Raw genomic sequence first — 26394 nt, forward strand, 5'->3', positions numbered from 1 at the left:
TCAGTTGCCTCCGAAGCTGACCAGTCGATCGGCCATTTGCGCTGCTTCATGCAGCTGCCCCAGTCCGGAAAGCTCCCAGCCTTCTGCCAGGTTGGCTGCGGGGCGTTCATAACGTTGCGCTTCTTCTGAGTTCAGCACGCCTCGACGGAGCGCTGCAGCAATGCAGACGACGCCATCCAACTGGTGCTTGTGTACGAAGGCGCTCCACTCGGCGGCGAGGTTCGGCTCATCCTGGGGGGCGATGGCGTTGGCGGAGGCACTGTGCACGCCTTCCTGGTAGAAGAACAACCGGACGATTTCATGGCCCCCGGCAAGGCAGGCCTCGGCGAAGCGGAGGGCGCGACGGGAGGAGGGCGCATGGGGCGGGGCGAACAGGGCGATGGCGAATTTCATGGTCGCTCGGGCGAATGGAAAACTGCTGGAATGATACGGCCAGACGCGCCCTTTTACCCGCCCGGACAGAAAAAAGCCCGCCGAAGCGGGCTAGTCCGAGGAGATGGCTGGCGATCAATCGTTGCTGCTAAGTACGCCAACCAGTTGCAGCAAGCTGATGAACAGGTTGTAGATGGACACGTACAGGCTGATGGTGGCCATGATGTAGTTGCGTTCGCCGCCGTGGATGATCGCGCTGGTCTGGAACAGGATGCAGACCGACGAGAAAACCACGAAGCCGGCGCTGATTGCCAACTGCAGGCCGCTGATATTGAAGAAGAAGCTTGCCAGCATGGCGCCGATCAGGACGAAGAAACCGGCAGTGATGAAGCCACCGAGGAAGCTCATGTCCTTGCGAGTGGTCAGCACGTAGGCGGACAGACCGAAGAACACCAGCGCGGTCATGGCGAAGGCCGAACTCACCACTTCACCGCCGTTGGGCATCCCGAGGTACATGTTGAGGATGGGGCCCAGCGTGTAGCCCATGAAGCCGGTCAAGGCGAAAGTGGATACCAGGCCCCAGGCGGAGTTACGTAGTTTCACGGTAAGGAAGAAAAGACCGTAGAAACCAATCAGTACCACAAAGAAGCTGGGGTAAGGCACGCGCATCTGTTGCGCCGCGTAGGCGACCAGGCCGCTGAACGCAAGCGTCAGGGCCAGCAGCCCGTACGTGTTGCGCAGCACGCGGCTGACTTCAAGCTGCTCAGCCTGCGCAGGGTTGAGGGCATAATTCTGTTCGTTCATCGCGACACTCCCGATTTGTTTTCCGTGACCTTGGTCAGTGCTGGATATTAACAGAGGCGTGGAAGGCGCCGATTGCAAGAGTTTGACAGCGTGTTGCGTTCCGGTAGTATGGCGCCCCGCGCAAGTGGAGGTGTGGCCGAGTGGTTTAAGGCAGCGGTCTTGAAAACCGCCGAAGGGGAGACTCTTCCGTGAGTTCGAATCTCACCGCCTCCGCCATCTAATTAGCTGATTTTCAAAGAGTTTTTCCTGAAAAATCCCTGAAAGGGACATTTTGGGAACAAAATGGGAATATAGCTCAAAAAAAGGGGGCCTCTAGAGGCCCCCTTTTTGTATCTGTAGCTAGCGGAACCGTGGCCGCGCTTCACACGCTTTCAACTACGCCAATCCGCTTGGTTCTCCAGGCTTTCCTGAAGTGCCTCGTCGATGCTGCCAGGTTATTCCTCGCAAGAGAGGTGGCGATCAACAAGGCTGGTGCGGATCAGTTGGCGGCGTACTTCTGATCGATCTTGCGTTTTTCCAGGGCGTACTGGGTGACGGGGTAGAACCCCACCCCAGGATCCCGATTCAGCTTCTACCCATTAGCGACGGCCTCGGCCACCTTCGGGTGGTCTTTTTGCATCTGCGGGCAATACTTCTCTGCAAGGCTGGGCGTGTTGCTGATGGAGCGCGCCGCCGGGAGGTGTGAGGTGAAAAAGCTATCAATCGTGGGTGTCGGTATGGTGGGTGAGGCGGCCGCTCAGATCATCGCCCGGGAAGAGTTCTGTCGTGAGTTGATGTTGATTGATGTGCAGGGTGAGTTGGCACAGGGCAAGGCGCTCGACGTCTGGCAGGCGGCAGTTGAGTCAGGTTCCGATACTCGGGTTTACGGCGGGTCCAATGCCGAGTTGCTGCAGGACTCTGACCTAGTGGTGATTACGGCGGGTGTGCCCCGCAAGCCTGGTCAGTCGCGCCAGGATGTATTGAGCATCAATCTGCCAATTCTCGACGGCATCATGCTGGATATTAATCGTCATGCTCCGGCGGCGACGGTGTTGGTGGTGTCGAACCCGGTCGATGTGCTGACCTATCGGGCTTGGAGTCTCAGTGGGCTGGGACGCGACAGGGTGTTTGGCCAGGCTGGGGTGCTGGATACAGCGCGCATGAAGTGTTTCATTGCCGAGGAGACAGGGTTTTCTGCTCGGGATATCACGGCGCTGGTGCTGGGAGGGCATGGCGATAGCATGGTGCCGCTGATGCGATACTGTGCGGTCGGTTCGGTGCCACTGTCTCACTTCCTGACCAGTCAGCAAATAGAGCGGATTGTGGTGCGCACGCGTCAGGGCGGCGGCGAGATTCTGGGGTTGAAGAAGGTGGGGAGCGCCTGCGATGCTCCGGGCGTGGCAATTGCACAGATGGTGGATGCTATCGCCAATGGGCGAAACCGCATTTTGCCGGCGGTCGCGATTCTCGAGGGCGAGTACGGGCGTACAGGCATTGCCATGGGGGTCCCCTGTGTGCTGGCAGAGGCGGGGCTTGTGCGGGTGATCGAGTTACCTCTGGATACGCAGGAGCAGGCGATGTTCGACCACTCTGCCGATCAGGTGGTGCGTGATATCGCTGAGATGAAGGCTTTGTGAGCAGCGTATGTGAGGAGGGCGTGTCGCCTACTAATAGTTAGGCCGCACATACGCATCACGACCGCCATCATTACCAACAGAAAGAACACCATGGCCAAATATCTGATCTCCTTCCCCAGTGCGGCGATGGTCGTGCCCAAAAGTGAGCTGGAGGTGGTGGGCCGCCACGCGCGCGCTGTGATCGACGAGGCGAAGGCTGCCGGCGTCTACGTCTTCGGAGGCGGCATCGACGAAGACGTGCCGCCCGCGCTCGTCTCAGCTGACGGCGCGGTCACCGATGGCGGCTACCCGTGGGCGCCCCCGCTTAACGGCGGATTCACCGTGCTCGAACTGCCCTCGCGCGAGGAGGCCGTCGCATGGGCCGCGCGTATTGCAAGGGCCTGCCGCTGCGATCAGGAGTTGCGCGTCTTCGGGGTCGCCCCGGAGTCCTGACGGTGGTCGGTGCGGCCTAACAAATCATTCAGGCCGACGTCGCTTCGCGGCGCGGCTCAACTCAGGCGTTAGTGTCCGTCTAGGGGCGATTCAGTGTTTTGAGAGCATTCTGGAGACAGAAGGTAATGGGGGTCGCCTCGAAAGAGGGGCCCCCAGTGTCGTTTCAGGCACTTCAAGTCCTGCTGTTCAGCCTCTGGCATTCGCCCACCGCCATGGCCTCTTCCTGATGCTTGCCACCGACATAGTCGCCGGTGGCCCGGTCGATAATCCGGTACCAGCAGCAATCCAGCGCTGTTCCTCCGAGCGCTTCACTATTTCTGATCCCTCTGGCCTGGACATTTGGAACCCTTTTCACCGAGAAGCGTGCACTCATGGTGGAACTCCTTGTGTAGGTAGAAGTGGAGCATTTTTGATAGCTGGACCTTATCGAACTCGCAACCTGGATCTCGATACCGATCATTTCAGAGGTCCAGGTCGCTTTCATGTCGCCAAGCATTCGTCATTTGCCGATCTCCTGGCCCATTGCCCACCGCCAGGTTTCTCGATTTCGTTACATCACAGCACTTCAGCGTAAGCCTTTGACCGCTCATCCCTGAGTGGCAGCATTCCCCTCCGTCTTCAATCCCTGTTCAGGTGCTCTATCTCGGGCTTTTCGCCACTTACAGACAGGCGCGTCAATTTGATGACCGCTAGCATTTACATTTTGAAACATTTGCACTTTAGTCAGGTTATTGACGTTCTGCGGCGCTAAACAGAAACGAGCAAAAGCTCAAACAGCCCAAACCTTCACTGGTGCAGTTCCTCTAGAGACGCCACAAGGCGTCCGTCCGGTGTCGAGGGCCAGCAACTGGAGATGGTCATGAAACGCCCTGACTGCGAGCACGCAACAGGTCGGTCTGAGGAACAGCCCGACGGCGAGGGGAGAAGGAATTTCCTGAAACTGACGGCAGCGACGATGGCGGCGCCACTGCTAATGACAGGTATGAAAGCGCGGGCTGAAACCGTGCCACCCGTGTTCCCGCCAAGCCCGCCCACCGTTCCCTGGGCCCATGAACTGCCCATGCAGGTCAACCCGGTGGGCACAGTATCGTCCCTGAGCCCGCCCCCAACTGAGGTTGCCAACGTTGCTGCGGGCGAAGCGGGGCGCAATCCCCACCAGCGCTGGGCGCAGTTCGGGCCGGGTGCGTTGCTCTACGAGATCAGTGCCACGGAGCGAAATGACTGGGTCTACAGCCCTTCCTATCCGCCCCAGCGGATCTGGGGTTATCAGGCCAACAGTAATCCAGATAAGACCATGCCCAGCGCTACCTTCTTTGCGCGCTATGGGCGCCCCCTGATCTGCCGTATCCATAACAAGTTGCCGCAGAATCATGTGGGCTTCGGTACGCCGGAAATCTCAACTCACTTGCACAATCTGCATTGTGGGTCGGAAAGCGATGGTTTCCCGGGTGACTACTACAGCCCCACCAAGCATGGTCCGACGCTTTCGGCCAACGGCAGATTCAAGGATCACCTGTACTCGAACGTGAAGGCGGGGTTCGAGGCACGACAGGATCTGGTTGGGGACCCCACCGAGGCGCTTGGCACGCTCTTCTATCACGACCACACGCTGGACTTCACAGCTCCCAACCTCTACCTCGGGCTGGCGGGGTTCTACTACATATTCGATGAGTTGGATTCTGGAAATGAGGCCGATCCCAATCCCAATGCTCTACGTTTACCGAGCCATCCGTACGACTACCCGCTGAACTTTAACGATCGGCGTTTCGATGCGAGCGGAAGGCTGTTCTACGACCAGGTGAACCCCGAAGGGGTGCTGGGCGACAAGGTCGCGGTGAATGGACGAATCGAGCCTGTACTGCGAGTAGCGGCGCGCAAGTATCGTTTCCGTCTGCTTAACACTGGGCCGAGTCGCTTCTACAACTTCGCCCTGGTGTCGCCGACCAATGTGATGCAGAAATTCACTCACATCTCCAATGACGGCAACTTGTTCCCGGCTCCGTTGCTGAATCAGACCAACGTGACCCTGGGCGTGGCCGAGCGCGCGGACATAGTGGTTGATTTCTCGAAGTACGTGATCGGGACCCAGTTGTATTTGGTTAACCGCATGCGTCAGATAGAAACCCGGCTACCGAAGGACATCAAGGAGCCTGGCGACCGGGTGCTCAAGATCATCGTTGACCGTTACCCGCCGGCCCAGGATTTGAGTCGGGTTCCAGCTTCCTTGCGACCCCTGCCTCTGATCACCCAGGCGGAGATCAGCTCAGCACCGGTGCGGCGCTGGATCTTCGAGCGCGACAAGGGCATGTGGGCAATCAACGGCAAGTTCGTCGATGTGAACAGTCCGCGGGCACAGATACCCAAGGGCGGTTATGAGATCTGGGAACTCTCCAACGTCAACGACGGCTGGAGCCATCCCATTCATATTCACTTCGAAGAAGGACGAATCCTGCAGAAGATCGTCAAGGGCGTCAGTGTGCCCATTCCGGCCCACGAACGAGGGCGCAAGGATGTCTTCGTGGTCGAGCCTTTCACCACGTTGCGCGTGTTCCTGCGCTTCCGCGACTACAAGGGCAAGTTCCCGATGCATTGCCACAACCTGATCCACGAAGATCACGCCATGATGCTGCGCTGGGACATCGTCTGAAGCCGATTGCAGGGCAACTTCGAGGTGGGAGGAATCATCATGAACACGCGAAGAAAGATGCTGGCTGGAATGGGTGGTGCGGCTGCCTTGCTGGCCGGATGGGCTGCCACTCGCGGAGGCGGTGAATTGGTCGAAACCGCTTACGCAAAGGGAGCCGGGGCCGTTGCATTTCCCAATGTCACGCTTTACACGCATGAGGGCCGCAAGGTGAGGTTCTACGACGACCTCATCCGTGGGAAGGTCGTTACTTTCAACATGATGTACACACAGTGCACGGGCAAATGCCCGACCATGACGGCGAACCTGCGCCAGTTCCAGCAACTGCTGGGCGACCGCGCAGGGCGGAGTGTGTTCATGCACTCCATTACCCTGCAGCCGTTGCTGGATACGCCCGATGTGCTCAAGGCTTATGTCGAGAAGTACCACATCGGTCAGGGTTGGGAGTTCCTTACCGGGGATCCAGAAGACATCGAGGCCATCCGTTTCAGTCTGGGTTTCTATGACGTGGATCCGGAGGTCGATCGCGATCTGACCAGCCATACTGGCCTTGTCCGTATGGGGAATGACAGTTACGAGCGCTGGACAATGGCGCCTGCCCTGACCGGGCCGCAGCACATCTTTGCCACGCTGAACCACGTTGATCGCGCATGGGGTGCGACCTACTGACTTGTTCGAGGGTGTCCCTGGCTTTACAGGGGCGCCCTCGCATTTGTTGCAAGCTTTTCCTTGTCATCTACTTCATGAGTGTTACCTAATCCATTGTAAATAAACGTTTTTTTCTCGCCTTCTGTATTTGATTAGACCTCTGTCCGGTTCTTCTCGGTTGAGAAATTGGCGCTACTCCTTTGACGTGCGTTGCATCTGGCGCTAGGTCATTCTCTGGTCATTTGCTAATGTGAGCCTCATTTGAACAAGCTTGCTGCCCAGGCAGCGCGCGATGCACTGCGAGGTGTCGCTTGATTAGGGTGCTGGTGGTCGATGACCACGATCTAGTGAGAATGGGGATTACCCGCATGCTGGCCGATATTGACGGCCTGCAAGTGGTAGGACAGGCCGATAGTGGCGAGGAAGCACTCAAGAAAGCACGGGAGCTCAAGCCCGATGTCGTCCTGATGGACGTCAAGATGCCAGGCATCGGCGGTCTCGAAGCGACTCGCAAGCTTCTGCGCAGTCATACGGATATAAAGGTGGTCGCGGTGACCGCCTGTGAGGAAGACCCCTTTCCGACCCGTTTGCTGCAGGCGGGGGCGGCCGGTTACCTGACGAAGGGCGCAGCCTTGGAAGAAATGATCCAGGCGATTCGCCAGGTCTTCGCAGGGCATCGGTTCATCAGCCCGCAGATCGCGCAGCAATTGGCGCTCAAGTCCTTCCAGCCCCAGGCCAGTGGTTCGCCTTTCGATCTGCTATCAGAGCGCGAGATTCAGATCGCTCTCATGATCGCCAACTGCCAGAAGGTGCAGAGTATTTCGGACAAGCTCTGCCTGTCGCCGAAGACGGTGAATACCTACCGTTATCGGATCTTCGACAAGCTTTCAATTTCCAGCGATGTGGAGTTGGCGTTGCTGGCTGTTCGCCACGGCATGGTAGACGCCGTCAGCTAAGATGTCCGATTCCTTCGACGCAAGTGCTTTCCTTGCCGCCTGTAGTGGTCGTCCGGGTGTTTACCGGATGCTCGATGCTGGCGGCGAGCTGCTTTATGTGGGCAAGGCGAAGAACCTGAAGAAGCGCCTTGCCAGCTATTTCCGCAAGACCGGGCTGGCGCCCAAGACCGCGGCCTTGGTGGCGCGGATCGTTCAGGTCGAGACGACCATTACCGCCAACGAGACAGAGGCGCTGTTGCTTGAACAGACGCTGATAAAGGAATGGCGGCCGCCCTACAACATCCTGCTGCGGGACGATAAGTCCTATCCGTATGTGCATCTGAGCGATGGCGATTTTCCGAGGCTGAGCATCCACCGCGGAGCGAAAAAGAAGAAGGGCCGCTACTTTGGCCCCTATCCCAGCGCCGGTGCCATCCGCGAAAGCCTCAACCTCCTGCAGAAGGCTTTCCTGGTTCGCCAATGCGAAGACAGCTACTACAAGAACCGCACTCGACCTTGCCTGCAGTACCAGATCAAACGCTGCAAGGCGCCTTGCGTGGTGCTGGTGGACCCGGCGGAGTATGCCGAGGACGTGCGGCACTCGATCATGTTCCTGGAAGGACGTAGCAATGCGCTATCCCAGGAGCTATCTACCGGAATGGAAGAGGCGGCGCAGCGGCTCGACTTCGAACGAGCGGCAGAGCTTCGCGACCAGGTAGCCATCCTGCGTCGGGTGCAAGATCAGCAGAGCATGGAAGGCGGTACGGGCGACATCGACGTGGTTGCCGCGATCGCCACGCCAGGTGGCGCTTGTGTCCACTTGATCAGCGTTCGAGGTGGTCGTGTGCTGGGCAGCAAGAATTTCTTCCCCCAGGTGGGCATCGAGGAGGAGTCTGCAGATGTCCTGGTGGCCTTCATCGCCCAGTACTACCTCGGCAATCAGGAGCGGGATCTACCAGGCGAGCTCATCGTCAATACGACCCATGAAGACTTCCCGACACTGGTCGCAGCGCTGGCTGAGTTGCGTGGCCGGGAACTGGATATCAGTCACCGGGTGCGTGGCACGCGTGCGCGCTGGCAGCAGCTTGCAGTTACCAATGCGGAGCAGGCACTGTCTGCGCGGCTGGCCAACCGGCAACACACGGCTGCACGCTTCGAGGCTCTCGCCGAGGCCCTTGGACTGGACGAAGCGCCACAGCGCCTGGAGTGCTACGACATCAGCCATTCCAGCGGCGAGGCCACTGTTGCATCGTGCGTCGTATTCGGTCCCGAAGGCGCACTGAAGTCGGACTACCGACGCTACAACATCGAGGGTGTCACCGCTGGCGACGACTACGCAGCTATGCATCAGGCCCTTTCGCGCCGCTTCGGCAAACTCAAGGACGGGGAGGGCAAGCTGCCCGATATCCTGCTGGTGGATGGCGGCAAGGGGCAGTTGGCCATGGCCCAGGAAGTGTTGAAGGAGCTGGCTGTGCCGGAGCTGATCCTGCTTGGCGTCGCCAAGGGTGTCACCCGCAAGCCCGGGTTTGAAACGCTCTACCTGAACGATGCCGCGCACGAGTTCACCCTGCCGGCGGACTCTCCCGCATTGCACCTGATCCAGCAGATTCGCGACGAGGCGCACCGTTTCGCCATCACCGGTCACCGCGCCCGGCGAGGCAAGGCGCGACGTACCTCGAGCCTGGAAGATGTGGCCGGGGTAGGGCCCAAGCGTCGCCGGGAGCTGCTCAAGCACTTCGGTGGGCTGCAGGAACTCAGTCGAGCAAGCATCGAGGAGATCGCCAAGGCGCCAGGTATCAGCAAAAAGCTTGCTGAGTCGATTTATGCCGCACTGCACAGCGAGTAGAATGCGGCCTTCCTTCAGAACCAGCCGTAACGATGAATATTCCTAACCTCCTCACCGTTCTGCGCGTACTGCTCATCCCCGTCTTCATCCTGCTTTTCTATCTGCCGTTCTCCTGGAGCTATTTGGCAGCCAGTGCAGTCTTCGCCATTGCCGCGGTCACCGACTGGTTCGACGGCTACCTGGCCCGTCGCTGGCAACAAAGCACGCCTTTTGGCGCCTTCCTCGATCCTGTGGCGGACAAGCTGATGGTGGCAGTGGCGCTGGTGTTGCTGGTGGAAGAACACCACAACCTCTGGTTGACCCTGCCTGCGGCTACCATTATCGGTCGCGAGATCGTGGTTTCGGCCTTGCGTGAATGGATGGCGGAACTGGGCGCGCGCGCTCATGTGGCGGTATCCAATCTGGGCAAATGGAAGACCGCGGCGCAGATGGTGGCGCTGGTCATCCTGCTGGCCAATCCGCCGCTGCTCAACTTCTGGGTGGGCGTTGGGTATTTCCTGCTGATCCTTGCTGCGGCACTCACGCTTTGGTCCATGCTGCACTACCTGCTGGCCGCATTGCCGCACCTCAGCACCGACCCGAAGGAAAAATAAAAGTTTTTTTGAATCAAGGGGTTGACGGCTGTTAATGAATCTATAGAATGGCGCCCGTCAACACGACAAAGCGGGAATAGCTCAGTTGGTAGAGCACGACCTTGCCAAGGTCGGGGTCGCGAGTTCGAGTCTCGTTTCCCGCTCCAGTTTCACGCGATGACGCCGCCGCTAGCGGCGTCATTGTTCAGGCCGGATGGCAGAGTGGTCATGCAGCGGATTGCAAATCCGTGTACGCCGGTTCGATTCCGACTTCGGCCTCCATCTAAAAAGCCCCGTAGATCAAAAGTCTACGGGGCTTTTTTCATGCGCTTAAAAAAGTTGCGGTATTTTCGGGGCCAGGCACCGGGGTCGGGGAATTAGTCGTCCCCAAGACGGGCGTTCGACGCCTAAGTGATTGATTCGAAATTTTATTTGGGCTTAAATCAGCGCCCTGCACCAATCCCCCTCCTGCCCGGATGGCGAAATCGGTATACGCAGAGCACTTAAAATGCTTCGCCCTTTGGGCTTGCGGGTTCGAGTCCCGCTCCGGGCACCAATAAAATCAGTCACTTTCTCCGTCTTATTCAAGTGGAATCTGCGCTTGCCTGAATATTCCTGCGAGCGAGAATCGGATGTTGAGTCCGTTCGGTTCCAGACCATTCTTGTGCCGAAAGAAATCGGTCTAAAAAGGCGCTGCCGGAAGCAAGGGGCTTTGCTAGATTCAATATCAGTAGGTGGATACGCAGACTGATGCGCAAGCGGATAGCGAGGAAACGTGGGGCGCGTTCCGAAGGGTACACGGTTAGAAAGATCTCCCCGATGAGATCCAGCCCTTACGCCGTGTGAAGCAGAAGAGCTACTGGCTTCTGTGGGATGCCTGATAAACCTTGCAAGCCGGAAACCAGCGCCGGCCACCTACTACGAATTCCAGGCCCGCCACGTGCGGGCCTGTTCGTGTCTGGCGATATCTGCACCGCAACTCCTTGGTTTATGATCGCCTGACATGCCGTGGATGAGGGCTCATCTACGGCAATGCAGAACCTTTGAACCCACGAGCGGACTAAGGCTGAAGCTGCGCAACGCCTTCATGGCGAATCAGTGGCGCAAGTTCGGCTAGCTTTAGGCGAACCTGAATGGATCAGGCGCAAGAGAGGAATCGAATGGAATCGAAAGAGCAGCACCTTGTGCGTTTGCTCAGCCTGACTACCCGCAGCCTCACCCATCTCACGGCAGCAATGAGCGAAATGTCGTTCGAGATGATGCGTAGCGAGGACCCTGCGGTAAAGAGCGCAGGAAGGCGCATGATCGACCATCTTGCTGCCATCGGTGCCGGGCTGGATCAGCATTGGGAGGCACTGGCCAGTTACAGTGGCGTGCCGATGGTCCATGAGGGCAATGAAACCCTGGTGGAACTTGAACTGAACGAACTTCCCCAGGAATCCTGAACAGACGGTCCTATAAGGACCGTTTCTCCGTTCTGTCACATCGTCGTCACGGCCTTGCCATCGGCCTTGGATGGAATCCGCCTATCACAGGTGGAGGGCTATCCATGCGGCTATGCGTGATTGGTGCGGGTTATGTGGGCTTGGTGACGGCAACCTGTTTTGCCGAGATGGGCAACCAGGTCATCTGCGTGGAGCGAGACCCGTGCCGCCTGGCGCGCCTGGCGAGTGGCCAGGTGCCGATCTATGAACCTGGTCTGGAGTCCATGCTCCAGGCGCATCTCGCCAGCGGCCTGCTGAGTTTCACCGCGCAACTGGAAGAGGGCGCCCGGCAAGCCGACATCATTTTTATTGCCGTTGGCACTCCCAGCGGCGAAGACGGTTCGGCTGACTTGTCCCATGTGCTCGCCGTGGCCGATGAGCTTGGCTTGGTTCTCAGGCATCCGTGCATCGTGGTGGACAAATCCACTGTACCCGTGGGGACGGCAGAGCGGGTTGCGCAGCGTATCCATATCGGTCTCTCGGCTCGTGGCCTCGAATTCCGGGTGCAGGTGGCGAGCAATCCGGAGTTTCTCAAGGAAGGCTCTGCCATTGATGATTTCATGCGCCCGGACCGGGTCATCATTGGCTGCGATCATCCTGGTTCCAGTGAGCAACTGCGTCGCCTCTATGCGCCTTTCCTGCGTAACCATGAGCGCGTGCTCGCCATGGGCGTGCGTGCGGCAGAGTTCACCAAGTACGCCGCCAATGCCTTTCTCGCCACCAAGATTTCTTTCATGAACGAGATGGCGGGTATTTGCGCGCGGCTTGGCGTGGACATCGAGGATGTGCGCCGCGGGATCGGCAGTGACAGACGCATCGGCACCCACTTCATTTATGCGGGTTGTGGCTACGGCGGTTCCTGCTTTCCCAAGGATGTGCGCGCGCTGATCCGTACTGCTGAACAGGAAGGTATGGAGCCCGGCATCCTGCGCGCCGTGGAGGCGCGTAACGCGCTGCAGAAGACTCTGTTGTTCCAGACGGTGCGTGAGCATTTCAATGGATTCCTGCAGGGCAGGGTGGTTGCGCTCTGGGGGCTGGCCTTCAAGCCGGGTACAGACGACCTGCGCGAAGCGCCCAGTCTGGTATTGCTGGATGCCCTGCTGCAGTCCGGTGCGCGGGTACAGGCCCATGATCCGGTGGCCAATGCCGGGGTCGCTGCGCGCTATCCGAAAGCGGTGGAGTCGGGGCAGCTGCGCTTGCTGGACTCGCCCTATAGCGCGGCTGAAGGTGCCGATGCGTTGGTGCTGGTCACCGAGTGGAAGCAGTTCCGCCAACCGAACTTCGAGCGAATTCGTGGTCTTATGCGCATGCCCGTGATCTTTGATGGACGCAATCTCTACGAGCCGGCGCAACTGGTCGAAGCGGGGTTCCTCTATCGCGGCATAGGACGGCCCGCAAGCGGGCATTGTAAGGCGAGTGCCGCCTGATTAGACTGCGCGGCAATTCGCCATAACACCCACCCCAAAGGATCGAAATGATCAAGAAATGCCTGTTCCCCGCCGCCGGTTACGGTACCCGATTCCTGCCGGCCACCAAGGCGATGCCCAAGGAAATGCTGCCAGTGGTGAACAAACCGCTGATCCAGTACGGCGTTGAAGAGGCCCTGGACGCTGGCCTGAGCGAAATCTCCATCGTGACTGGTCGTGGCAAGCGCGCCCTCGAAGACCATTTCGACATCAGCTATGAGCTGGAACACCAGATCAAGGGCACCGACAAGGAGAAGTACCTGGTCGGCATCCGTCGCCTGATCGACGAATGCAGCTTCTCCTACACCCGCCAGGTTGAAATGAAAGGCCTGGGTCACGCCATTCTCAGCGGTCGTCCGCTGATCGGTGACGAACCCTTCGCCGTGGTCCTGGCCGACGACCTCTGCCTTAACCTGGAAGGTGACGGCGTACTGACGCAGATGGTCAAGCTGTACAACCAGTTCCGCTGCTCCATCGTCGCCATCCAGGAAGTGCCGCGCGAGGAAACCTCCAAGTACGGCGTGATCGCCGGCGAGATGATCCGTGACGATATCTTCCGTGTGAACAGCATGGTGGAGAAGCCCAAGCCGGAAGACGCCCCGTCCAACCTGGCAATCATTGGCCGCTACATCCTGACCCCGGACATCTTCGATCTCATCGAGCAGACCGAGCCGGGCAAGGGTGGTGAAATCCAGATCACCGACGCCCTGATGAAACAGGCCCAGGACGGTTGCGTGCTGGCCTACAAGTTCAAGGGCAAGCGTTTCGACTGCGGTGGTGCGGAAGGCTACATCGAAGCTACCAACTACTGCTTCGAGAATCTGTACAAGACTGGCAAGGCCTACTGATCGGGCCATGCCAACGAAAAGGCCGCCTTCGGGCGGCCTTTTTCATTTCGGGCGCAGGACGCCAATACCGGGATCGGTTTTCCTGTGGGGGCGAATTCACTCGCCTAGGGCAGCGCAGCTGCCCCTCGGCAGTTGAAGGATGAACCTGCAGTCCGCATGGCGATTGAAAACGCCCTCACAAGGGTCGTGAACGTTGCCCACAGCGCACTCTAGGGAATCGGCAAGGCCTCCGATCCCGGTCCCAATGGCTGGCCGTAGCTGAACTCCACATAGTTGCCCGCCGGGTCGCGCAGGCCGCAGTAGTAGCCAACGGGATAGGGCTCGTCGCGAGGGGGCCAGATCAAGCAGCCGGCGGCTTCGGCCTGGACGGCGATGGCGTCGACCCGTTCCCGGCTGTCTACCGCGAAACCGAAGTGGCTGTAGTCGTCAGCGGCGAGATGGCGGTCCTGGCCGCCGGGCATTATCACGAAGATGAACTGGTGTTCCTTGCCGGGTTCGGCCATCCAGACGATCTTCGAACCCTTGCCTGCGCGCTCGTGGATCACGCGCATTCCGCAGAAGTCCGCATAGAAGCGAATGCAGGCTTCCAGCTCCGGTACATGCAGGGCCACATGGGTGAGAGTGGGGCGCATGGGAACCTCCTTTTTGATGCTTCAAGAATAGGCCCGGTAACTGGTCAGAGACAGATCTTCCGGTATGCTGGCGGCTTGTTTCTGGAGATTTGCCATGGCTTACGACTTCGACCTCTTCGTCATAGGTGCCGGTTCCGGCGGTGTGCGTGCCGCCCGTTTCGCCGCAGGCTTCGGGGCCCGCGTTGCCATAGCCGAGAGCCGTTATCTCGGCGGCACTTGCGTCAACGTCGGCTGCGTGCCGAAGAAGCTGCTGGTCTACGGTGCACATTTCGCCGAGGACTTCGAGCAGGCCAAGGGATTCGGTTGGAACCTCGATGAGGCCGACTTCGACTGGCAGACCCTGATCACCAACAAGAATCGCGAGATCCACCGCCTCAATGGCATCTATCGAAACCTGCTGGTCAACAGTGGTGTCACCTTGCTGGAAGGTCACGCCAAGCTGGTGGACCCACACACCGTAGAGGTGGCTGGCCAGCGATGCACAGCAAAGAACATTCTGGTCGCAACCGGCGGCTGGCCGCAGATCCCGGACATTCCCGGCCGCGAACTGGCCATCAGCTCCAACGAAGCCTTCTTCCTCGAACGACTGCCCAAGCGCGTACTGGTGGTAGGCGGTGGCTATATCGCCGTCGAGTTCGCATCGATTTTTCACGGCATGGGTGCGCAGACATCCTTGCTCTATCGCGGCGAACTCTTCCTGCGTGGCTTCGACGATAGCGTGCGCAACCACCTGCGCGATGAGCTGGGCAGGAAGGGGATGAACCTGCAATTCAATTCTGACATCGCCCGCATCGAGCGGCAGCCTGACGGCAGCCTGCTTGCGACGCTGAAGGACGGCCGCCACCTGGAGACCGATTGTGTCTTCTATGCCACCGGCCGGCGCCCGATGCTCGACAACCTGGGCCTGGAGAACACCTGCGTCGAACTCGACTCGCGTGGCTTCATCAAGGTGGATGACGAGTTCCAGACCGCCGAGCCCTCCATTCTGGCCCTGGGTGATGTGATCGGCCGCGTGCAGCTCACTCCGGTCGCGCTGGCCGAAGGCATGGCCGTGGCCCGTCGCCTGTTCAGGCCCGAGGAATACCGCCCGGTGGACTACGAACACATTCCCACCGCCGTGTTCAGCCTGCCCAATATCGGCACTGTCGGCCTGACCGAGCAGCAGGCACGCACCAAGGGCCACAAGGTCAAGGTCTTCGAGAGCCGCTTCCGGCCCATGAAGCTGACCCTGACGGAGAACCAGGAGCGCACGCTGATGAAGTTGGTGGTGGATGCCGAGACCGATCGTGTTCTCGGTTGCCACATGGTCGGTCCGGAGGCGGGCGAGATCGTCCAAGGCCTGGCCGTTGCGCTGAAGGCAGGCGCTACCAAGCGCATCTTCGACGAAACCATCGGTGTGCACCCGACTGCCGCCGAAGAGTTCGTCACCATGCGTTCACCGGTCGGCGCCTGACGCCGAATGGAGCAACTCTTCTATCTGTCCGACCTGTTCGGCGTAGCGGTCTTCGCCATTACCGGTGCCCTGATGGCGGGGCGCAAGTCCATGGACCTTTTCGGTGTGCTGGTTATCGCCATCATCACTGCTCTGGGTGGCGGCACCTTGCGGGACGTTATCCTCGGCAACCACCCGGTGAGCTGGATTCGTGACGATACCTACATCCTGGTGGCGTCCCTGGCCGCGCTGGGTACGGTTATCTGGGTGCGCCTGACGCAACCGATCAACGAAGCCGGATTGCTGATTGCAGACGCCTTCGGCCTCGCGGTTTTCACCGTGTATGGCACCGAGGTCGCCCTGCAGCACAACCTGCAGCCAGGCACGGCGGTGATCATGGGGGTGATTACCGGTGTGGGCGGTGGCGTACTGCGGGACATCATCTGCAATGAGGTGCCGCTGATCTTCCAGAAGGAGATCTATGCAATCGCCTGCATCGCCGGCTCCCTCGTCTTCCTTGGCCTGCGCGAGGTGGCGCTGCCGGGGTGGCTGGTGACCGCGGCGGCCATGCTGGTGGTTCTGCTGATTCGTCTGGCGGCCATCCACTGGAAGCTTCGGTTGCCGCGTTTCCATCTGCTCGACCGAGACTGACGTGTAGGAGCGAGCTTGCTCGCGAAGATCGTGCCGGAGTTTTCGCGAGCAAGAACTTGGCGTCGCCCTCGCTCCTGCAAGCCCGTGGCACGACTCGAGATACCCCCACAATTCGCATTCAACACGGATCCTTTCAGGGAACGCTGGCGAAATCCGACAAACCCGCGACACTGGATGCAGTTGTTTCTCACCACTTCAGGTTGGAGGAAAACTGCATGTCCAGATTTGCGCTCCTGTTTGCGCTGCTCCTCGGCGCCAGCCTCGTCCAGGCCGAAATCAAAACCAGTGAAATTCCCTACAAGGGCCCGGATGGCACGTCCCTGGTTGGCTACTACGCCTATGACGATGCCGTCGTCGGTAAACGGCCCGGGGTGATCGTGGTCCACGAATGGTGGGGGCTGAACGACTATGCCAAGCGCCGCGCCCGTGATCTCGCTGCGCTCGGCTACAGCGCCCTGGCCATTGATATGTATGGCGATGGCAAGAACACAGAGCATCCGGCCGATGCCCAGGCCTTCATGCAGGCCGCCCTGGCCAGTGCGCCGGCGGCCAAGGCACGCTTCCTGACAGGCCTCGACCTGCTCAAGGCCCAGCCGCAGACCGATCCCGACAAGCTGGCCGCCATCGGCTACTGCTTTGGCGGCAAGGTGGTGCTGGATATGGCACGCGAAGGCGTGCCGCTGGCCGCTGTAGTCAGTTTTCACGGTGTACTGGCCGCCACGTCAGCCGCCAAACCGGGCGCGGTCAAGGCCAAGGTGCTGGTGGAGCATGGCGAGAATGACACCCTGGTGCCCATGGCCTCGGTCACGACGTTCAAGGAAGAGTTCGATAACGCCAAGGCGGACTACCGTGTGGTGATCCAGCCGAAGGCCAAGCACAGCTTCACCAATCCCGATGCCGACCGCCTGAGCCATGCCGGGCATGGCAGCGAGAAAGGTCCGGATCTCGGCTACAACGAGGTGGCTGACGAGAACTCCTGGGCCGACATGCAGGCGTTGTTCAAGGAAACCCTTGGCCAGTAGTGCGTTGGCTAGGCTTGAAAGGTAGGCAACCAAGGGAGCTGTCCCATGAGCAAGATGCTGCAGACCCGCTCACCCATTGATGGTTCGATCTACGTCGAGCGCCCCTGGGCCTCATCGACAGAGATCGCGGCGGCGCTGGAGCTGGCCGAGTTCGCGCGTGATACCTGGAAGGGCACGCCAGCGGCCGAACGGGTTGCGATCACTCGCCGTGCCATTGCTGCGTTCGCTGCCCGTGAGGCACAGCTGGCCGAAGAGCTTTGCTGGATGATGGGGCGGCCAATCCGCTACGCGCCGGGGGAAATCCGTGGCTTCGTTGAGCGCGCCTCCTACATGGCTGATATCGCAGAAGAGGCTTTGGCCGATATCCGCCTGCCGGACAAACCTGGCTTCACCCGGTTGATCCGCCGCGAGCCGCTGGGGCTGGCGCTGGTCATCGCGCCCTGGAATTACCCCTACCTGACGGCCGTGAACGCAGTGGTCCCGGCCTTGCTGGCGGGCAATTGCGTGCTGCTCAAGCACTCCGCGCAAACACCGCTCTGTGCCGAACGCATGACCGAGGCATTCGCCGAAGCTGGCCTGCCGGAGGGCGTGCTGCAATACCTTCACCTGACTCACAGTGACACGGAGCAACTGATCCAGGCCGAGCCGGTTCGCCACGTGGCCTTCACCGGCTCGGTGGAGGGCGGTGCCATGGTCGAACGGGCGGCGGCCGGGCGCTTCATCAGTTGCGGTCTGGAATTGGGTGGCAAGGACCCAGCCTACGTGCGCGCGGACGCAGATCTCGGCCACGCCGTGGAGACCGCCATCGACGGCGCTTTCTTCAATTCCGGGCAGTCTTGCTGTGGCATCGAGCGCATCTACGTGCATACCGATCTCTACGATGCCTTCGTCGAGCAGGCCGTTGAGCTGGTGGGGCAATATCGGCTGGGCCGCTCCGACGACCCGGAAACCACCCTGGGGCCGCTGGTGCGCAGCGAAGCGGCGGAGTTCGTCCGGGCCCAGATACGCGAGGCAGTGGGGCAGGGTGCGAGAGCCCATCTCGATCCAGCCGCGTTTGCCCTGGACCAGCCCGGCAGCGCCTACCTGGCACCGCAGGTGCTCACTGACGTCCACCATGGCATGCGGGTGATGAACGAGGAATCCTTCGGTCCGGTGGTGGGCATCCAGAAAGTGCGCGACGACGACGAGGCACTGGCGCTGATGAACGACAGCCCTTATGGCCTGACCGCCGCAATCTTCAGCAAGGATGAAGCCGCTGCCCTGGAACTGGCCGATCGGGTCGAGGCGGGGACTGTCTTCCTCAACCGCTGCGACTACCTGGACCCGGCCCTGGCCTGGACCGGCGTCAAGCAATCCGGGCGCGGCTGCACCCTGTCGCGGGTGGGCTACGAACACCTGACCCGGCCGAAGTCCTTCCATTTCAAGAACAGCCTGTGAGGCGCGCCATGGACCCGAGCCACTTCCGCATGAACTGGAACTACCCGACGTCGGTGCGAGTCGGTGTCGGTCGCATCAAGGAGTTGAGCGCCGCTTGCCGGGAGCTCGGTATGCAGGCGCCGCTGCTGGTCACCGACCCGGGGCTTGCAGCGCTGCCGATGATCGACTCGGCCTTGCGCCAATGTCGCGATGCGGGCCTCACGGCCGGGCTGTTCCATCAGATCAAGGGCAACCCTACCGGGCCGAACGTGATGGATGGCGTAGCTGCGTTCAAGGCTGGGCGCCATGACGGGGTGATCGCGTTCGGCGGTGGCTCGGCGCTGGATGCGGGCAAGGCCATTGCCCTGATGGTGGGGCAGGATCGCCCGCTCTGGGACTACGAGGACATCGGCGACAACGCCTCGCGCGTCAACGTGGCCGGCATGGCCCCGGTGGTTGCCGTGCCGACCACGGCCGGTACCGGCTCCGAAGTTGGCCGTGCGGCGGTCATCACCGACGACCAGGCGCATATCAAGCGGATCATCTTCCATGCCCGGATGCTGCCGGCCATCGTCATCCTCGACCCCGAACTCACCGTTGGACTGCCGCCTCATATCACTGCAGCGACTGGCATGGATGCCCTGTCCCACAGCCTGGAAGCCTACTGCTCACCGCTCTATCACCCAATGGCCGCCGGTATTGCCCTGGAAGGCATGCGCCTGGTCAAGGACTATCTGCCACGGGCGACCTCGCGGGGGAGCGATGTCGAGGCGCGGCTGCAGATGCTGGTGGCTTCAAGCATGGGCGCCACTGCATTCCAGCGCGGCCTTGGCGCCATGCATGCCCTGGCCCATCCCCTCGGCGCGCTGTACGACGCCCATCACGGCTTGCTCAATGCCGTACTGATGCCTTACGTGCTGCAGGCTAACCGAACCCACATCGAAGGGGCCATGGCAAGGCTTGCGCGTTACCTCGGCCTGCCCAAGGCAGGTTTTGCCGGTGTGCTCGACTGGGTGGTGGATCTGCGCAGCGAACTGGATATCCCCCATAGCCTGAGTGAAATCGGCATCGACGATAAGCGAGTGGAGCAGGTCGGGCGCATGGCCGAGGTCGATCCGTCCGCTGGCACCAATCCGGTCCAGTACGACGCCCAGGCGTACAGCCGCATCTTCGAGAAGGCGCTGCACGGTCGGCTCTGAACTAATCTGATCAATGCAGCGGTGAGGTCCACCTGATCCGTGCCCACGCGGGCCCAGGCCCGCTCCGGGACACACTTCCGGCGTTCTCCCCACGTTCACGAACCAGACCCTCGCCGGTGCACGCCGGCACGGTGCGGCGCCGTGTGGATTCAACCTCGATGGGAGAACTGACATGACCGAGTCATTCAGGGCGGTCGGTGGCTGCCGGTGCGACAACAACCCGGTGCGTTACGAATACACCGCCAGGCCCGCGGAGGTGCATTACTGCCTGTGCACCGACTGCACCGACATCTGCGGTGGCGCCATGGCGATCATTGCGGTTGTGGACCGCAGCGCCTTCCGGATTACCGACAATGCCGACAAGCTGAAGTGCTATCACTCCAAGTCCACCTGCCACCGTTACTTCTGTTCCGAATGCGGTTGCCACATGTACCTGCACGTGGACAGCTTTCCCGACTTCGAACTGGTGCACATACCGACGCTGGACCGCGACGCCGACCCTGGCGGCAAACCGGACCGCTACGTGTTCGTGCGCTCCAAGCATCCGCTCCTGACCCTGCCGGACGATGGCCTGCCGCGCCACCAGGGCTGGGGAGACAGTGGCGCCCCCGTGGAGTCCTGATTCTCGGGCCACGGCAGCACGCGTTCAGTCGATGCTGGACAGTACCCGGCGAAATGCCTCGAAGGCGGCCGTGGAATAGCCCTGGCGCCAGACCAGCAGGGTTTCTACCTGCATGAGGGGGAATTGTCGTAGTAGCGGAGGTTCGCGCTGCAACTCCAGCACCGAGCGCGGCAGGATGCCGACGCAGGAGCCAGCCGACACGCAGGCGAGGATGGCGTGGTAGGAGCCCACCTGCTGCACCTTTGGCAGTGGGCGGCTTTCGCCGGACAACCAGTTCTCGGCGATCTGCCGATACGTGCAGCCCTCGGCGAATCCCGCTAGCCCCCGCACCCGCACATCGGATGGTCCTTCTACCGGCGGGTGGCCGGCTGGCAAGACCAGCAGCAACTCCTCCAGGAAAACCGGCTGCGCTTCCAGCCCCATCGCGGCAACTTCCTCCTCTTCCCTGGGCCAGGCCACCAGGGCGCAATCGAGGCGGCGTGCCTGAACGCCTTCCACCAGCGCCTGACTGGTGCCAGTACTCACCTCCAGCTCCACCTCGGGGCACTGACCGTGGAAGTCCGCGAGTGGCTCGGGCAGGCGACTGGCAGCAGTGCTCTCCATGGTGCCCAGGCGCAGGCGACCGGCAGGTTGCAGCGGGTGCATGGCCTGGCGCGCTTCATCAGCCAGGGCCAGCAGCCGCTCGCTGTAATCGAGGAAGGCCTGGCCCCGATCAGTCAGGGTCATGCGCTTGCCATCGCGGAGGAACAGCGCGGTGCCCAGCTCTTCCTCCAACTGACGGATTCGCGTGGTGACGTTGGACTGCGCCCGCTGCAATCGCTGCGCGGCACGGGTGACGCTGCATTCCAGGGCAACCGCGCGGAATATCTCCAGGCTGGATAGATCCATGGCCATTGATCTCTATACGAGAATGAATGCTTAAAATTATTCTCCATTTAAGATAGATTGGCCAGGCTTTCACGTGCCAAGGAGTCGCTGCGCCATGTCCATTGCTCATCTGCTCGGCATCGAGCATCCCATCATCCAGGCCCCCATGGTGGGCGTTTCCACCCCGGCCCTGGCCGCCGCCGTTTCCAATGCCGGCGCACTGGGCTCCATCGGTATCGGTGCCAGCACCCCGGCCCAGGCCCGCGCCATGTTCGTGGAAACCCGTGCCCTGACCAGCAGGCCCTTCAACGTCAACCTGTTCTGCCACCGTCCGGCCGTATCCGATGCCCAGCGTGAGGCAGCCTGGCTGGAACACCTGCGGCCTTTGTTCAGCGAGTTCGACGCCGAACCGCCGGCGGGTATTCGCGAGATCTACAAGAGCTTCCTTGGCGACCCCGAGATGGCGCAGCTATTGCTCGACGAGCGCCCGGCCGTGGTCAGCTTTCACTTCGGACTACCGCCGCAGGACTGGATCGACGCGCTGAAGGGTGCAGGCATCCGCTTGCTGGCCAGCGCCACCAGCCTGGAAGAGGCGCGCCTGGTAGAGGCGGCCGGGGTCGATGCCATAGTCGCCCAAGGTGTGGAGGCGGGCGGCCATCGTGGTGTGTTCGAGCCGGAAAAAGGTGATGACGGAATAGGCACCCTGGCGCTTGTGCGGCTCATTGCTCGCCACTCCCGGCTGCCGGTAATCGCCGCCGGCGGCATCATGGACGGGCAGGGCATCCGCGCCGTCATGGCACTGGGGGCTCAGGGGGCGCAGTTGGGCACTGCCTTCGTGCCATGTCCCGAGTCCGCAGCCAACGCCGCGTATCGCGCTGCGCTGAAGAGTGATCGCGCCCGCCAGACGCGCATTACCGCCGCCATTTCCGGTCGCCCGGCCCGTGGCATGGTCAATCGTCTCTGGACGGACCTCGATACCCCGGATGCTCCGGCCCTGCCGGACTATCCGAATACCTACGATGCCGCCAAGGCCCTGCATGCCGCGGCCAGCACCAGGGGCTGCAACGATTTCGCCGTTCAGTGGGCCGGGCAGGGCGCACCGCTGGCGCGGGAGATGCCGGCTGCGGAGTTGGTGAAGGTGTTGGTTGAGGAGATGCACGGCTGAGGCAGGCTTCGTCCTGGTACCCGTCGGTCGGCTGCGGGGCGGGTCTGTCTATCCGACAGCTCGCCGATCGACCAGGGGATGATCGTCTATCGTCATCCCACCCCAGCAGGAGGTGCATCATGAGCAAGCGGATTCACACCATCGTCCCGTGCCTGTGGTTCGACGACCAGGCTGAGGCTGCCGCCAACTTCTACATCGGCATCTTTCCCAATTCGAAGATCGCGACCATCAGTCGTTATGGCGAGGCGGGCAGGGATGTCCATGGCAGGGAGCCGGGGTCTGTACTCACCGTGGACTTCGAACTGGACGGCCAGCGCTTCACTGCTCTGAATGGCGGCCCGGTATTCACCTTCAATGAGGCTGTGTCCTTTCAGATCCACTGCGATGACCAGGAAGAACTGGACTACTACTGGGACCGGCTTTCCGCCGGTGGTGACCCGAATGCCCAGCAGTGCGGCTGGCTCAAGGACCGCTTCGGTCTGTCCTGGCAGGTGGTGCCCATCGCCATGCTTGAAATGCTCGAGGACTCGCTGTCGGCGCCTTCGCAGCGTGCCTTCGCAGCGATGATGCAGATGAAGAAACTGGATATCGCGGCATTGAAAAAGGCTTTCGACGGTTGAGGTCGCTGCGGCCGGGAACGGATTCGGTAGCAACATACACATCCGTTCGATAACCGCACGAATAGTCGATTATCGGATTGTCCAGGGTGGGGACGGGGAGTACTTTTTCCTCACCCGGCGCCCTAAACGCCCTGGATAACAACACGAGATCGACCATGGCTGAAATCATTTCCCTCCGCGAAGCCGTCGAGCGTTTCATCAACGACGGCGACAAGGTAGCCCTCGAGGGCTTCACCCACCTGATTCCTACTGCCGCTTCCCACGAAATCATCCGTCAGGGCAAGAAAGACCTGCACGTGGTGCGCATGACCCCTGACCTGGTCTATGACCTGCTGATCGGCGCCGGCTGCACCCGCAAGCTGACCTTCTCCTGGGGCGGCAACCCCGGCGTGGGCTCGCTACACCGCCTGCGTGACGCCGTAGAGAAGCAGTGGCCGAATGCCCTGGAGATCGACGAACACAGCCACGCCGACCTGGCCAACTCCTATGTGGCCGGTGCCTCTGGCCTGCCGTTCGCCGTGCTGCGTGCGTATGCCGGTTCCGACCTGCCGAAGGTCAACCCGAACATCAAGTTCATCCAGTGCCCGTTCACCGGTGAGCAACTGGCGGCGGTCCCGTCGGTTCGTCCGGACGTGACTGTGATCCATGCGCAGAAGGCCGACCGCAAGGGCAACGTGCTGCTCTGGGGCATCCTCGGCGTGCAGAAGGAGGCGGCCCTTGCAGCCAAGCGTTGCATCGTCACCGTCGAAGAAATTGTCGACGACCTGAACGCGCCGATGAACGCCTGCGTCCTGCCCACCTGGGCCCTGACCGCTGTTTGCCATGTGCCTGGTGGTGCCCATCCGTCCTACGCCCACGGTTACTACGAGCGCGACAACCGCTTCTACCAGGCCTGGGACCCGATCGCCCGCAACCGCGAAACCTTCACTGCCTGGATCGATGAGTACATCCGTGGCACTGCCGATTTCGCCGAGTTCCAAGCCAAGATTGCGGAGGCCAAGTGATGAGCGCCTATACCACCAATGAAATGATGACCGTGGCGGCTGCCCGCCGCCTGAAGAATGGCGCCGTCTGCTTTGTTGGCATTGGCCTGCCGTCCAAGGCCGCCAACCTGGCGCGCCTGACCTCGTCCCCGGACGTGGTGCTGATCTATGAGTCCGGCCCCATCGGCGCCAAGCCGACCGTGCTGCCGCTGTCCATCGGTGACGGCGAGCTGGCCGAAACCGCTGACACCGTAGTGCCCACCGGTGAAATCTTCCGTTACTGGCTGCAAGGCGGCCGTATCGACGTCGGCTTCCTCGGTGCCGCCCAGGTCGACCGCTTCGGCAACATCAACACCACCGTGATCGGCGACTACAACAGCCCGAAAGTGCGTCTGCCTGGCGCTGGCGGTGCTCCGGAAATCGCCGGTTCCGCCAAGGAAGTGCTGATCATCCTCAAGCAGTCCCACCGCACTTTCGTCGATAAGCTGGCCTTCATCACCTCCGTCGGCCACGGTGAAGGCGGTGACCACCGCAAGCAGCTGGGCTTGCCCGGCAAAGGTCCGGTGGCGCTGATTACCGACCTCTGCATCATGGAGCCGGAAGCCGGTACCAACGAATTCATCGTCACCTCGCTGCACCCGGGCGTGACCCGCGAGCAGGTCATCGAGAACACCGGCTGGGCCATTCGCTTCGCCGCCGACGTTTCCGAGACCCTGGCCCCCAACGAAACCGAGCTGACCGCGCTGCGCGCCCTGGAAGCTCGCACCGCTGCTGCCCACGGCCAGCAAGGCGGTGAGGAATGAGTCGCGAGGTCTACATCTGCGACGCCATTCGCACGCCCATCGGCCGCTTCGGCGGCTCGCTGGCGCCGGTACGCGCCGACGATCTGGCTGCCATCCCGATCAAGGCCCTGGTGGAGCGCAACCCCCAAGTGAAATGGGATCTGCTGGATGAGGTGTTCCTCGGCTGCGCCAACCAGGCCGGCGAAGACAACCGTAACGTGGCGCGCATGGCGCTTCTGCTGGCCGGCCTGCCGGACAGCGTGCCGGGTGTGACCCTGAATCGCCTGTGCGCCTCGGGCATGGACGCCGTGGGCACCGCCTTCCGCGCCATCGCCTCGGGTGAGATGGAACTGGCCATCGCTGGCGGCGTGGAATCCATGTCCCGTGCACCTTATGTGATGGGCAAGGCCGACAGCGCCTTCGGTCGCACCCAGAAGATCGAAGACACCACCATCGGCTGGCGCTTCATCAACCCGCTGATGAAGGCCCAGTACGGCGTCGATGCCATGCCGCAAACCGCGGACAACGTGGCCGATGACTACCAGGTCTCCCGTGAAGACCAGGACCTGTTCTCTGTACGTAGCCAGCAGCGCGCCGGTCGCGCCCAGGCTGCAGGCTTCTTCGCCGAAGAGATCGTCCCGGTGGTAATCAAGGGCAAGAAGAGCGAAACGGTAGTCGACCAGGACGAGCACCTGCGTCCGGACACCACCCTCGAAGCCCTGGCCAAGCTGAAGCCGGTCAATGGCGAAGGCAAGACTGTCACCGCCGGCAACGCCTCGGGCGTGAACGACGGTGCCGTGGCGCTGATCCTGGCTTCCGCTGAGGCGGTGAAGAAGCACGGCCTGACTCCGCGCGCGAAAGTGCTCGGCATGGCCAGCGCTGGCGTAGCGCCGCGCGTCATGGGCATCGGCCCGGTTCCCGCCGTGCGCAAGCTGATGGAGCGCCTTAACCTGGCCATCGGCGACTTCGATGTGATCGAACTGAACGAAGCCTTCGCCGCACAGGGCCTGGCCGTCATGCGTGAACTCGGCATCGCCGACGACAGCGAGAAGGTCAACCCCAACGGCGGCGCCATCGCCCTCGGCCACCCTCTGGGTGCCAGCGGTGCGCGTCTGGTCCAGACCGCCCTGCACCAGCTGGAGAAATCCGGCGGCAAGCTGGGCCTGGCGACCATGTGCGTGGGGGTGGGCCAAGGCCTCGCCCTGGCCATCGAGCGGGTCTGACAGGCTACAGCGCTTGGCATCTCGGGGTTGGGCAGTGCTCGCAATCCTCATGTACAGAAGTACATTCCGGTTGCTGCGCGCTGGTCGCCCCCGACCTGCCTGCGCTCGCTACG

The 26394-nt window shown here is 61.3% G+C and carries 26 protein-coding genes and 4 tRNA genes; 25 read left to right on the plus strand and 5 right to left on the minus strand.

The window, feature by feature from the left end:
* Positions 1-393 (minus strand): sulfurtransferase complex subunit TusD, encoded by a 393-nt coding sequence (tusD, locus tag SA496_RS10570; RefSeq protein WP_120651268.1) that lies wholly within the window; start codon positions 391-393, stop codon positions 1-3.
* A gap of 114 nt (positions 394-507) precedes the next feature.
* Complete coding sequence (locus SA496_RS10575; RefSeq protein ID WP_120651267.1) at positions 508-1176, minus strand: Bax inhibitor-1/YccA family protein; 669 nt, start codon at positions 1174-1176, stop codon at positions 508-510.
* Between the two features lie 126 nt (positions 1177-1302).
* Here SA496_RS10575 and SA496_RS10580 point away from each other — a divergent pair.
* The 3 genes from SA496_RS10580 (at position 1303) to SA496_RS10590 (ending at position 3224) form a co-directional block, all read left to right on the plus strand.
* Positions 1303-1392: transfer RNA gene (locus tag SA496_RS10580), tRNA-Ser, on the plus strand.
* A gap of 470 nt (positions 1393-1862) precedes the next feature.
* Positions 1863-2792, plus strand: a complete 930-nt coding sequence (locus tag SA496_RS10585) for a malate dehydrogenase (protein ID WP_330115386.1) — start codon at positions 1863-1865, stop codon at positions 2790-2792.
* A 90-nt stretch (positions 2793-2882) separates the two neighbouring features.
* On the plus strand, positions 2883-3224 hold the full coding sequence (locus SA496_RS10590) for a YciI family protein (RefSeq protein ID WP_153922496.1): 342 nt from the start codon (positions 2883-2885) through the stop codon (positions 3222-3224).
* A 172-nt stretch (positions 3225-3396) separates the two neighbouring features.
* On the opposite strand, the gene SA496_RS10595 is transcribed toward SA496_RS10590, so the two are convergent.
* Positions 3397-3597 carry a hypothetical protein gene (locus tag SA496_RS10595; RefSeq protein ID WP_153922494.1) on the minus strand — a complete coding sequence of 67 codons (201 nt, stop codon included), beginning with the start codon at positions 3595-3597 and terminating at the stop codon, positions 3397-3399.
* Positions 3598-4077: 480 nt separating this feature from the next.
* Between SA496_RS10595 and SA496_RS10600 the strand changes: the two genes are divergently transcribed.
* The 11 genes from SA496_RS10600 (at position 4078) to galU (ending at position 13667) form a co-directional block, all read left to right on the plus strand.
* Entirely contained in the window at positions 4078-5871 is a 1794-nt protein-coding gene (locus SA496_RS10600; protein ID WP_372240594.1) for a multicopper oxidase family protein, read from the plus strand.
* 39 nt (positions 5872-5910) lie between these two features.
* Positions 5911-6537 carry an SCO family protein gene (locus SA496_RS10605; protein ID WP_120651264.1) on the plus strand — a complete coding sequence of 209 codons (627 nt, stop codon included), beginning with the start codon at positions 5911-5913 and terminating at the stop codon, positions 6535-6537.
* A 290-nt stretch (positions 6538-6827) separates the two neighbouring features.
* Positions 6828-7472, plus strand: a complete 645-nt coding sequence (gene gacA, locus SA496_RS10610) for a response regulator transcription factor GacA (protein ID WP_120651263.1) — start codon at positions 6828-6830, stop codon at positions 7470-7472.
* 1 nt (position 7473) lies between these two features.
* Positions 7474-9297, plus strand: coding sequence for an excinuclease ABC subunit UvrC (uvrC, locus tag SA496_RS10615; RefSeq protein ID WP_330115387.1), 1824 nt, complete (start codon positions 7474-7476; stop codon positions 9295-9297).
* Between the two features lie 32 nt (positions 9298-9329).
* Positions 9330-9890 carry a CDP-diacylglycerol--glycerol-3-phosphate 3-phosphatidyltransferase gene (pgsA, locus tag SA496_RS10620; RefSeq protein ID WP_120651261.1) on the plus strand — a complete coding sequence of 187 codons (561 nt, stop codon included), beginning with the start codon at positions 9330-9332 and terminating at the stop codon, positions 9888-9890.
* A gap of 70 nt (positions 9891-9960) precedes the next feature.
* Positions 9961-10036, plus strand: a tRNA-Gly gene (locus tag SA496_RS10625).
* 41 nt (positions 10037-10077) lie between these two features.
* Positions 10078-10151 (plus strand) — tRNA-Cys (locus SA496_RS10630).
* Positions 10152-10339: 188 nt separating this feature from the next.
* Positions 10340-10425 (plus strand) — tRNA-Leu (locus SA496_RS10635).
* A gap of 604 nt (positions 10426-11029) precedes the next feature.
* Complete coding sequence (locus tag SA496_RS10640; RefSeq protein WP_120651260.1) at positions 11030-11314, plus strand: hypothetical protein; 285 nt, start codon at positions 11030-11032, stop codon at positions 11312-11314.
* Positions 11315-11418: 104 nt separating this feature from the next.
* Positions 11419-12780, plus strand: a complete 1362-nt coding sequence (locus SA496_RS10645; protein WP_330115388.1) for a UDP-glucose dehydrogenase family protein — start codon at positions 11419-11421, stop codon at positions 12778-12780.
* Between the two features lie 47 nt (positions 12781-12827).
* Positions 12828-13667, plus strand: coding sequence for a UTP--glucose-1-phosphate uridylyltransferase GalU (gene galU / locus SA496_RS10650; protein ID WP_028628025.1), 840 nt, complete (start codon positions 12828-12830; stop codon positions 13665-13667).
* Positions 13668-13876: 209 nt separating this feature from the next.
* On the opposite strand, the gene SA496_RS10655 is transcribed toward galU, so the two are convergent.
* Complete coding sequence (locus tag SA496_RS10655) at positions 13877-14299, minus strand: VOC family protein (protein ID WP_120651258.1); 423 nt, start codon at positions 14297-14299, stop codon at positions 13877-13879.
* A 94-nt stretch (positions 14300-14393) separates the two neighbouring features.
* Between SA496_RS10655 and gorA the strand changes: the two genes are divergently transcribed.
* From gorA to SA496_RS10685, 6 genes are all read left to right on the plus strand, one after another.
* Positions 14394-15752, plus strand: coding sequence for a glutathione-disulfide reductase (gorA, locus tag SA496_RS10660; RefSeq protein ID WP_120651257.1), 1359 nt, complete (start codon positions 14394-14396; stop codon positions 15750-15752).
* Positions 15753-15758: 6 nt separating this feature from the next.
* Positions 15759-16382 (plus strand): trimeric intracellular cation channel family protein, encoded by a 624-nt coding sequence (locus tag SA496_RS10665; RefSeq protein ID WP_120651256.1) that lies wholly within the window; start codon positions 15759-15761, stop codon positions 16380-16382.
* A gap of 215 nt (positions 16383-16597) precedes the next feature.
* The gene (locus SA496_RS10670) at positions 16598-17404 is read left to right on the plus strand and encodes a dienelactone hydrolase family protein (RefSeq protein ID WP_153922484.1); all 807 of its coding nucleotides are present in this window, start codon (positions 16598-16600) and stop codon (positions 17402-17404) included.
* Positions 17405-17449: 45 nt separating this feature from the next.
* Positions 17450-18841, plus strand: a complete 1392-nt coding sequence (locus tag SA496_RS10675) for an aldehyde dehydrogenase family protein (protein ID WP_153922482.1) — start codon at positions 17450-17452, stop codon at positions 18839-18841.
* A gap of 8 nt (positions 18842-18849) precedes the next feature.
* A complete protein-coding gene (locus tag SA496_RS10680; protein ID WP_120651253.1) occupies positions 18850-20019 on the plus strand; it encodes an iron-containing alcohol dehydrogenase in 1170 nt (389 codons plus the stop codon).
* Positions 20020-20191: 172 nt separating this feature from the next.
* Positions 20192-20641 carry a GFA family protein gene (locus SA496_RS10685; protein ID WP_120651252.1) on the plus strand — a complete coding sequence of 150 codons (450 nt, stop codon included), beginning with the start codon at positions 20192-20194 and terminating at the stop codon, positions 20639-20641.
* A gap of 24 nt (positions 20642-20665) precedes the next feature.
* Here SA496_RS10685 and SA496_RS10690 read toward each other — a convergent pair whose 3' ends face one another.
* Complete coding sequence (locus tag SA496_RS10690) at positions 20666-21529, minus strand: LysR substrate-binding domain-containing protein (protein ID WP_330115389.1); 864 nt, start codon at positions 21527-21529, stop codon at positions 20666-20668.
* Between the two features lie 94 nt (positions 21530-21623).
* Between SA496_RS10690 and SA496_RS10695 the strand changes: the two genes are divergently transcribed.
* The 5 genes from SA496_RS10695 (at position 21624) to pcaF (ending at position 26281) form a co-directional block, all read left to right on the plus strand.
* Complete coding sequence (locus SA496_RS10695; RefSeq protein ID WP_120651251.1) at positions 21624-22673, plus strand: NAD(P)H-dependent flavin oxidoreductase; 1050 nt, start codon at positions 21624-21626, stop codon at positions 22671-22673.
* 119 nt (positions 22674-22792) lie between these two features.
* Positions 22793-23293, plus strand: a complete 501-nt coding sequence (locus tag SA496_RS10700; RefSeq protein WP_120651250.1) for a VOC family protein — start codon at positions 22793-22795, stop codon at positions 23291-23293.
* Positions 23294-23448: 155 nt separating this feature from the next.
* Entirely contained in the window at positions 23449-24297 is an 849-nt protein-coding gene (locus tag SA496_RS10705) for a CoA transferase subunit A (RefSeq protein WP_120651249.1), read from the plus strand.
* The gene (locus tag SA496_RS10710; protein WP_120651248.1) at positions 24297-25079 is read left to right on the plus strand and encodes a CoA-transferase subunit beta; all 783 of its coding nucleotides are present in this window, start codon (positions 24297-24299) and stop codon (positions 25077-25079) included. The genes SA496_RS10705 and SA496_RS10710 overlap by 1 nt, the downstream gene beginning before the upstream one ends.
* Positions 25076-26281, plus strand: a complete 1206-nt coding sequence (gene pcaF / locus SA496_RS10715; protein WP_120651247.1) for a 3-oxoadipyl-CoA thiolase — start codon at positions 25076-25078, stop codon at positions 26279-26281. Before SA496_RS10710 ends, pcaF begins: the two co-directional genes overlap by 4 nt.
* Positions 26282-26394: the final 113 nt, after the last annotated feature.

The sequence above is a fragment of the Pseudomonas sp. JS3066 genome, assembly GCF_036328175.1.
Classification (GTDB): Bacteria; Pseudomonadota; Gammaproteobacteria; order Pseudomonadales; family Pseudomonadaceae; genus Metapseudomonas.

What these genes read in the sequence shown, in the direction of transcription:
- tusD (WP_120651268.1), bottom strand. Translation starts at nt 393, where the DNA reads ATGAAATTCGCCATCGCCCTGTTCGCCCCGCCCCATGCGCCCTCCTCC.
- SA496_RS10575 (WP_120651267.1), bottom strand. Translation starts at nt 1,176, where the DNA reads ATGAACGAACAGAATTATGCCCTCAACCCTGCGCAGGCTGAGCAGCTT.
- SA496_RS10590 (WP_153922496.1), top strand. Translation starts at nt 2,883, where the DNA reads ATGGCCAAATATCTGATCTCCTTCCCCAGTGCGGCGATGGTCGTGCCC.
- SA496_RS10595 (WP_153922494.1), bottom strand. Translation starts at nt 3,597, where the DNA reads ATGAGTGCACGCTTCTCGGTGAAAAGGGTTCCAAATGTCCAGGCCAGA.
- SA496_RS10600 (WP_372240594.1), top strand. Translation starts at nt 4,078, where the DNA reads ATGGTCATGAAACGCCCTGACTGCGAGCACGCAACAGGTCGGTCTGAG.
- SA496_RS10605 (WP_120651264.1), top strand. Translation starts at nt 5,911, where the DNA reads ATGAACACGCGAAGAAAGATGCTGGCTGGAATGGGTGGTGCGGCTGCC.
- uvrC (WP_330115387.1), top strand. Translation starts at nt 7,474, where the DNA reads ATGTCCGATTCCTTCGACGCAAGTGCTTTCCTTGCCGCCTGTAGTGGT.
- pgsA (WP_120651261.1), top strand. Translation starts at nt 9,330, where the DNA reads ATGAATATTCCTAACCTCCTCACCGTTCTGCGCGTACTGCTCATCCCC.
- SA496_RS10640 (WP_120651260.1), top strand. Translation starts at nt 11,030, where the DNA reads ATGGAATCGAAAGAGCAGCACCTTGTGCGTTTGCTCAGCCTGACTACC.
- SA496_RS10645 (WP_330115388.1), top strand. Translation starts at nt 11,419, where the DNA reads ATGCGGCTATGCGTGATTGGTGCGGGTTATGTGGGCTTGGTGACGGCA.
- galU (WP_028628025.1), top strand. Translation starts at nt 12,828, where the DNA reads ATGATCAAGAAATGCCTGTTCCCCGCCGCCGGTTACGGTACCCGATTC.
- SA496_RS10655 (WP_120651258.1), bottom strand. Translation starts at nt 14,299, where the DNA reads ATGCGCCCCACTCTCACCCATGTGGCCCTGCATGTACCGGAGCTGGAA.
- gorA (WP_120651257.1), top strand. Translation starts at nt 14,394, where the DNA reads ATGGCTTACGACTTCGACCTCTTCGTCATAGGTGCCGGTTCCGGCGGT.
- SA496_RS10665 (WP_120651256.1), top strand. Translation starts at nt 15,759, where the DNA reads ATGGAGCAACTCTTCTATCTGTCCGACCTGTTCGGCGTAGCGGTCTTC.
- SA496_RS10670 (WP_153922484.1), top strand. Translation starts at nt 16,598, where the DNA reads ATGTCCAGATTTGCGCTCCTGTTTGCGCTGCTCCTCGGCGCCAGCCTC.
- SA496_RS10675 (WP_153922482.1), top strand. Translation starts at nt 17,450, where the DNA reads ATGAGCAAGATGCTGCAGACCCGCTCACCCATTGATGGTTCGATCTAC.
- SA496_RS10680 (WP_120651253.1), top strand. Translation starts at nt 18,850, where the DNA reads ATGGACCCGAGCCACTTCCGCATGAACTGGAACTACCCGACGTCGGTG.
- SA496_RS10685 (WP_120651252.1), top strand. Translation starts at nt 20,192, where the DNA reads ATGACCGAGTCATTCAGGGCGGTCGGTGGCTGCCGGTGCGACAACAAC.
- SA496_RS10690 (WP_330115389.1), bottom strand. Translation starts at nt 21,529, where the DNA reads ATGGATCTATCCAGCCTGGAGATATTCCGCGCGGTTGCCCTGGAATGC.
- SA496_RS10695 (WP_120651251.1), top strand. Translation starts at nt 21,624, where the DNA reads ATGTCCATTGCTCATCTGCTCGGCATCGAGCATCCCATCATCCAGGCC.
- SA496_RS10700 (WP_120651250.1), top strand. Translation starts at nt 22,793, where the DNA reads ATGAGCAAGCGGATTCACACCATCGTCCCGTGCCTGTGGTTCGACGAC.
- SA496_RS10705 (WP_120651249.1), top strand. Translation starts at nt 23,449, where the DNA reads ATGGCTGAAATCATTTCCCTCCGCGAAGCCGTCGAGCGTTTCATCAAC.
- SA496_RS10710 (WP_120651248.1), top strand. Translation starts at nt 24,297, where the DNA reads ATGAGCGCCTATACCACCAATGAAATGATGACCGTGGCGGCTGCCCGC.
- pcaF (WP_120651247.1), top strand. Translation starts at nt 25,076, where the DNA reads ATGAGTCGCGAGGTCTACATCTGCGACGCCATTCGCACGCCCATCGGC.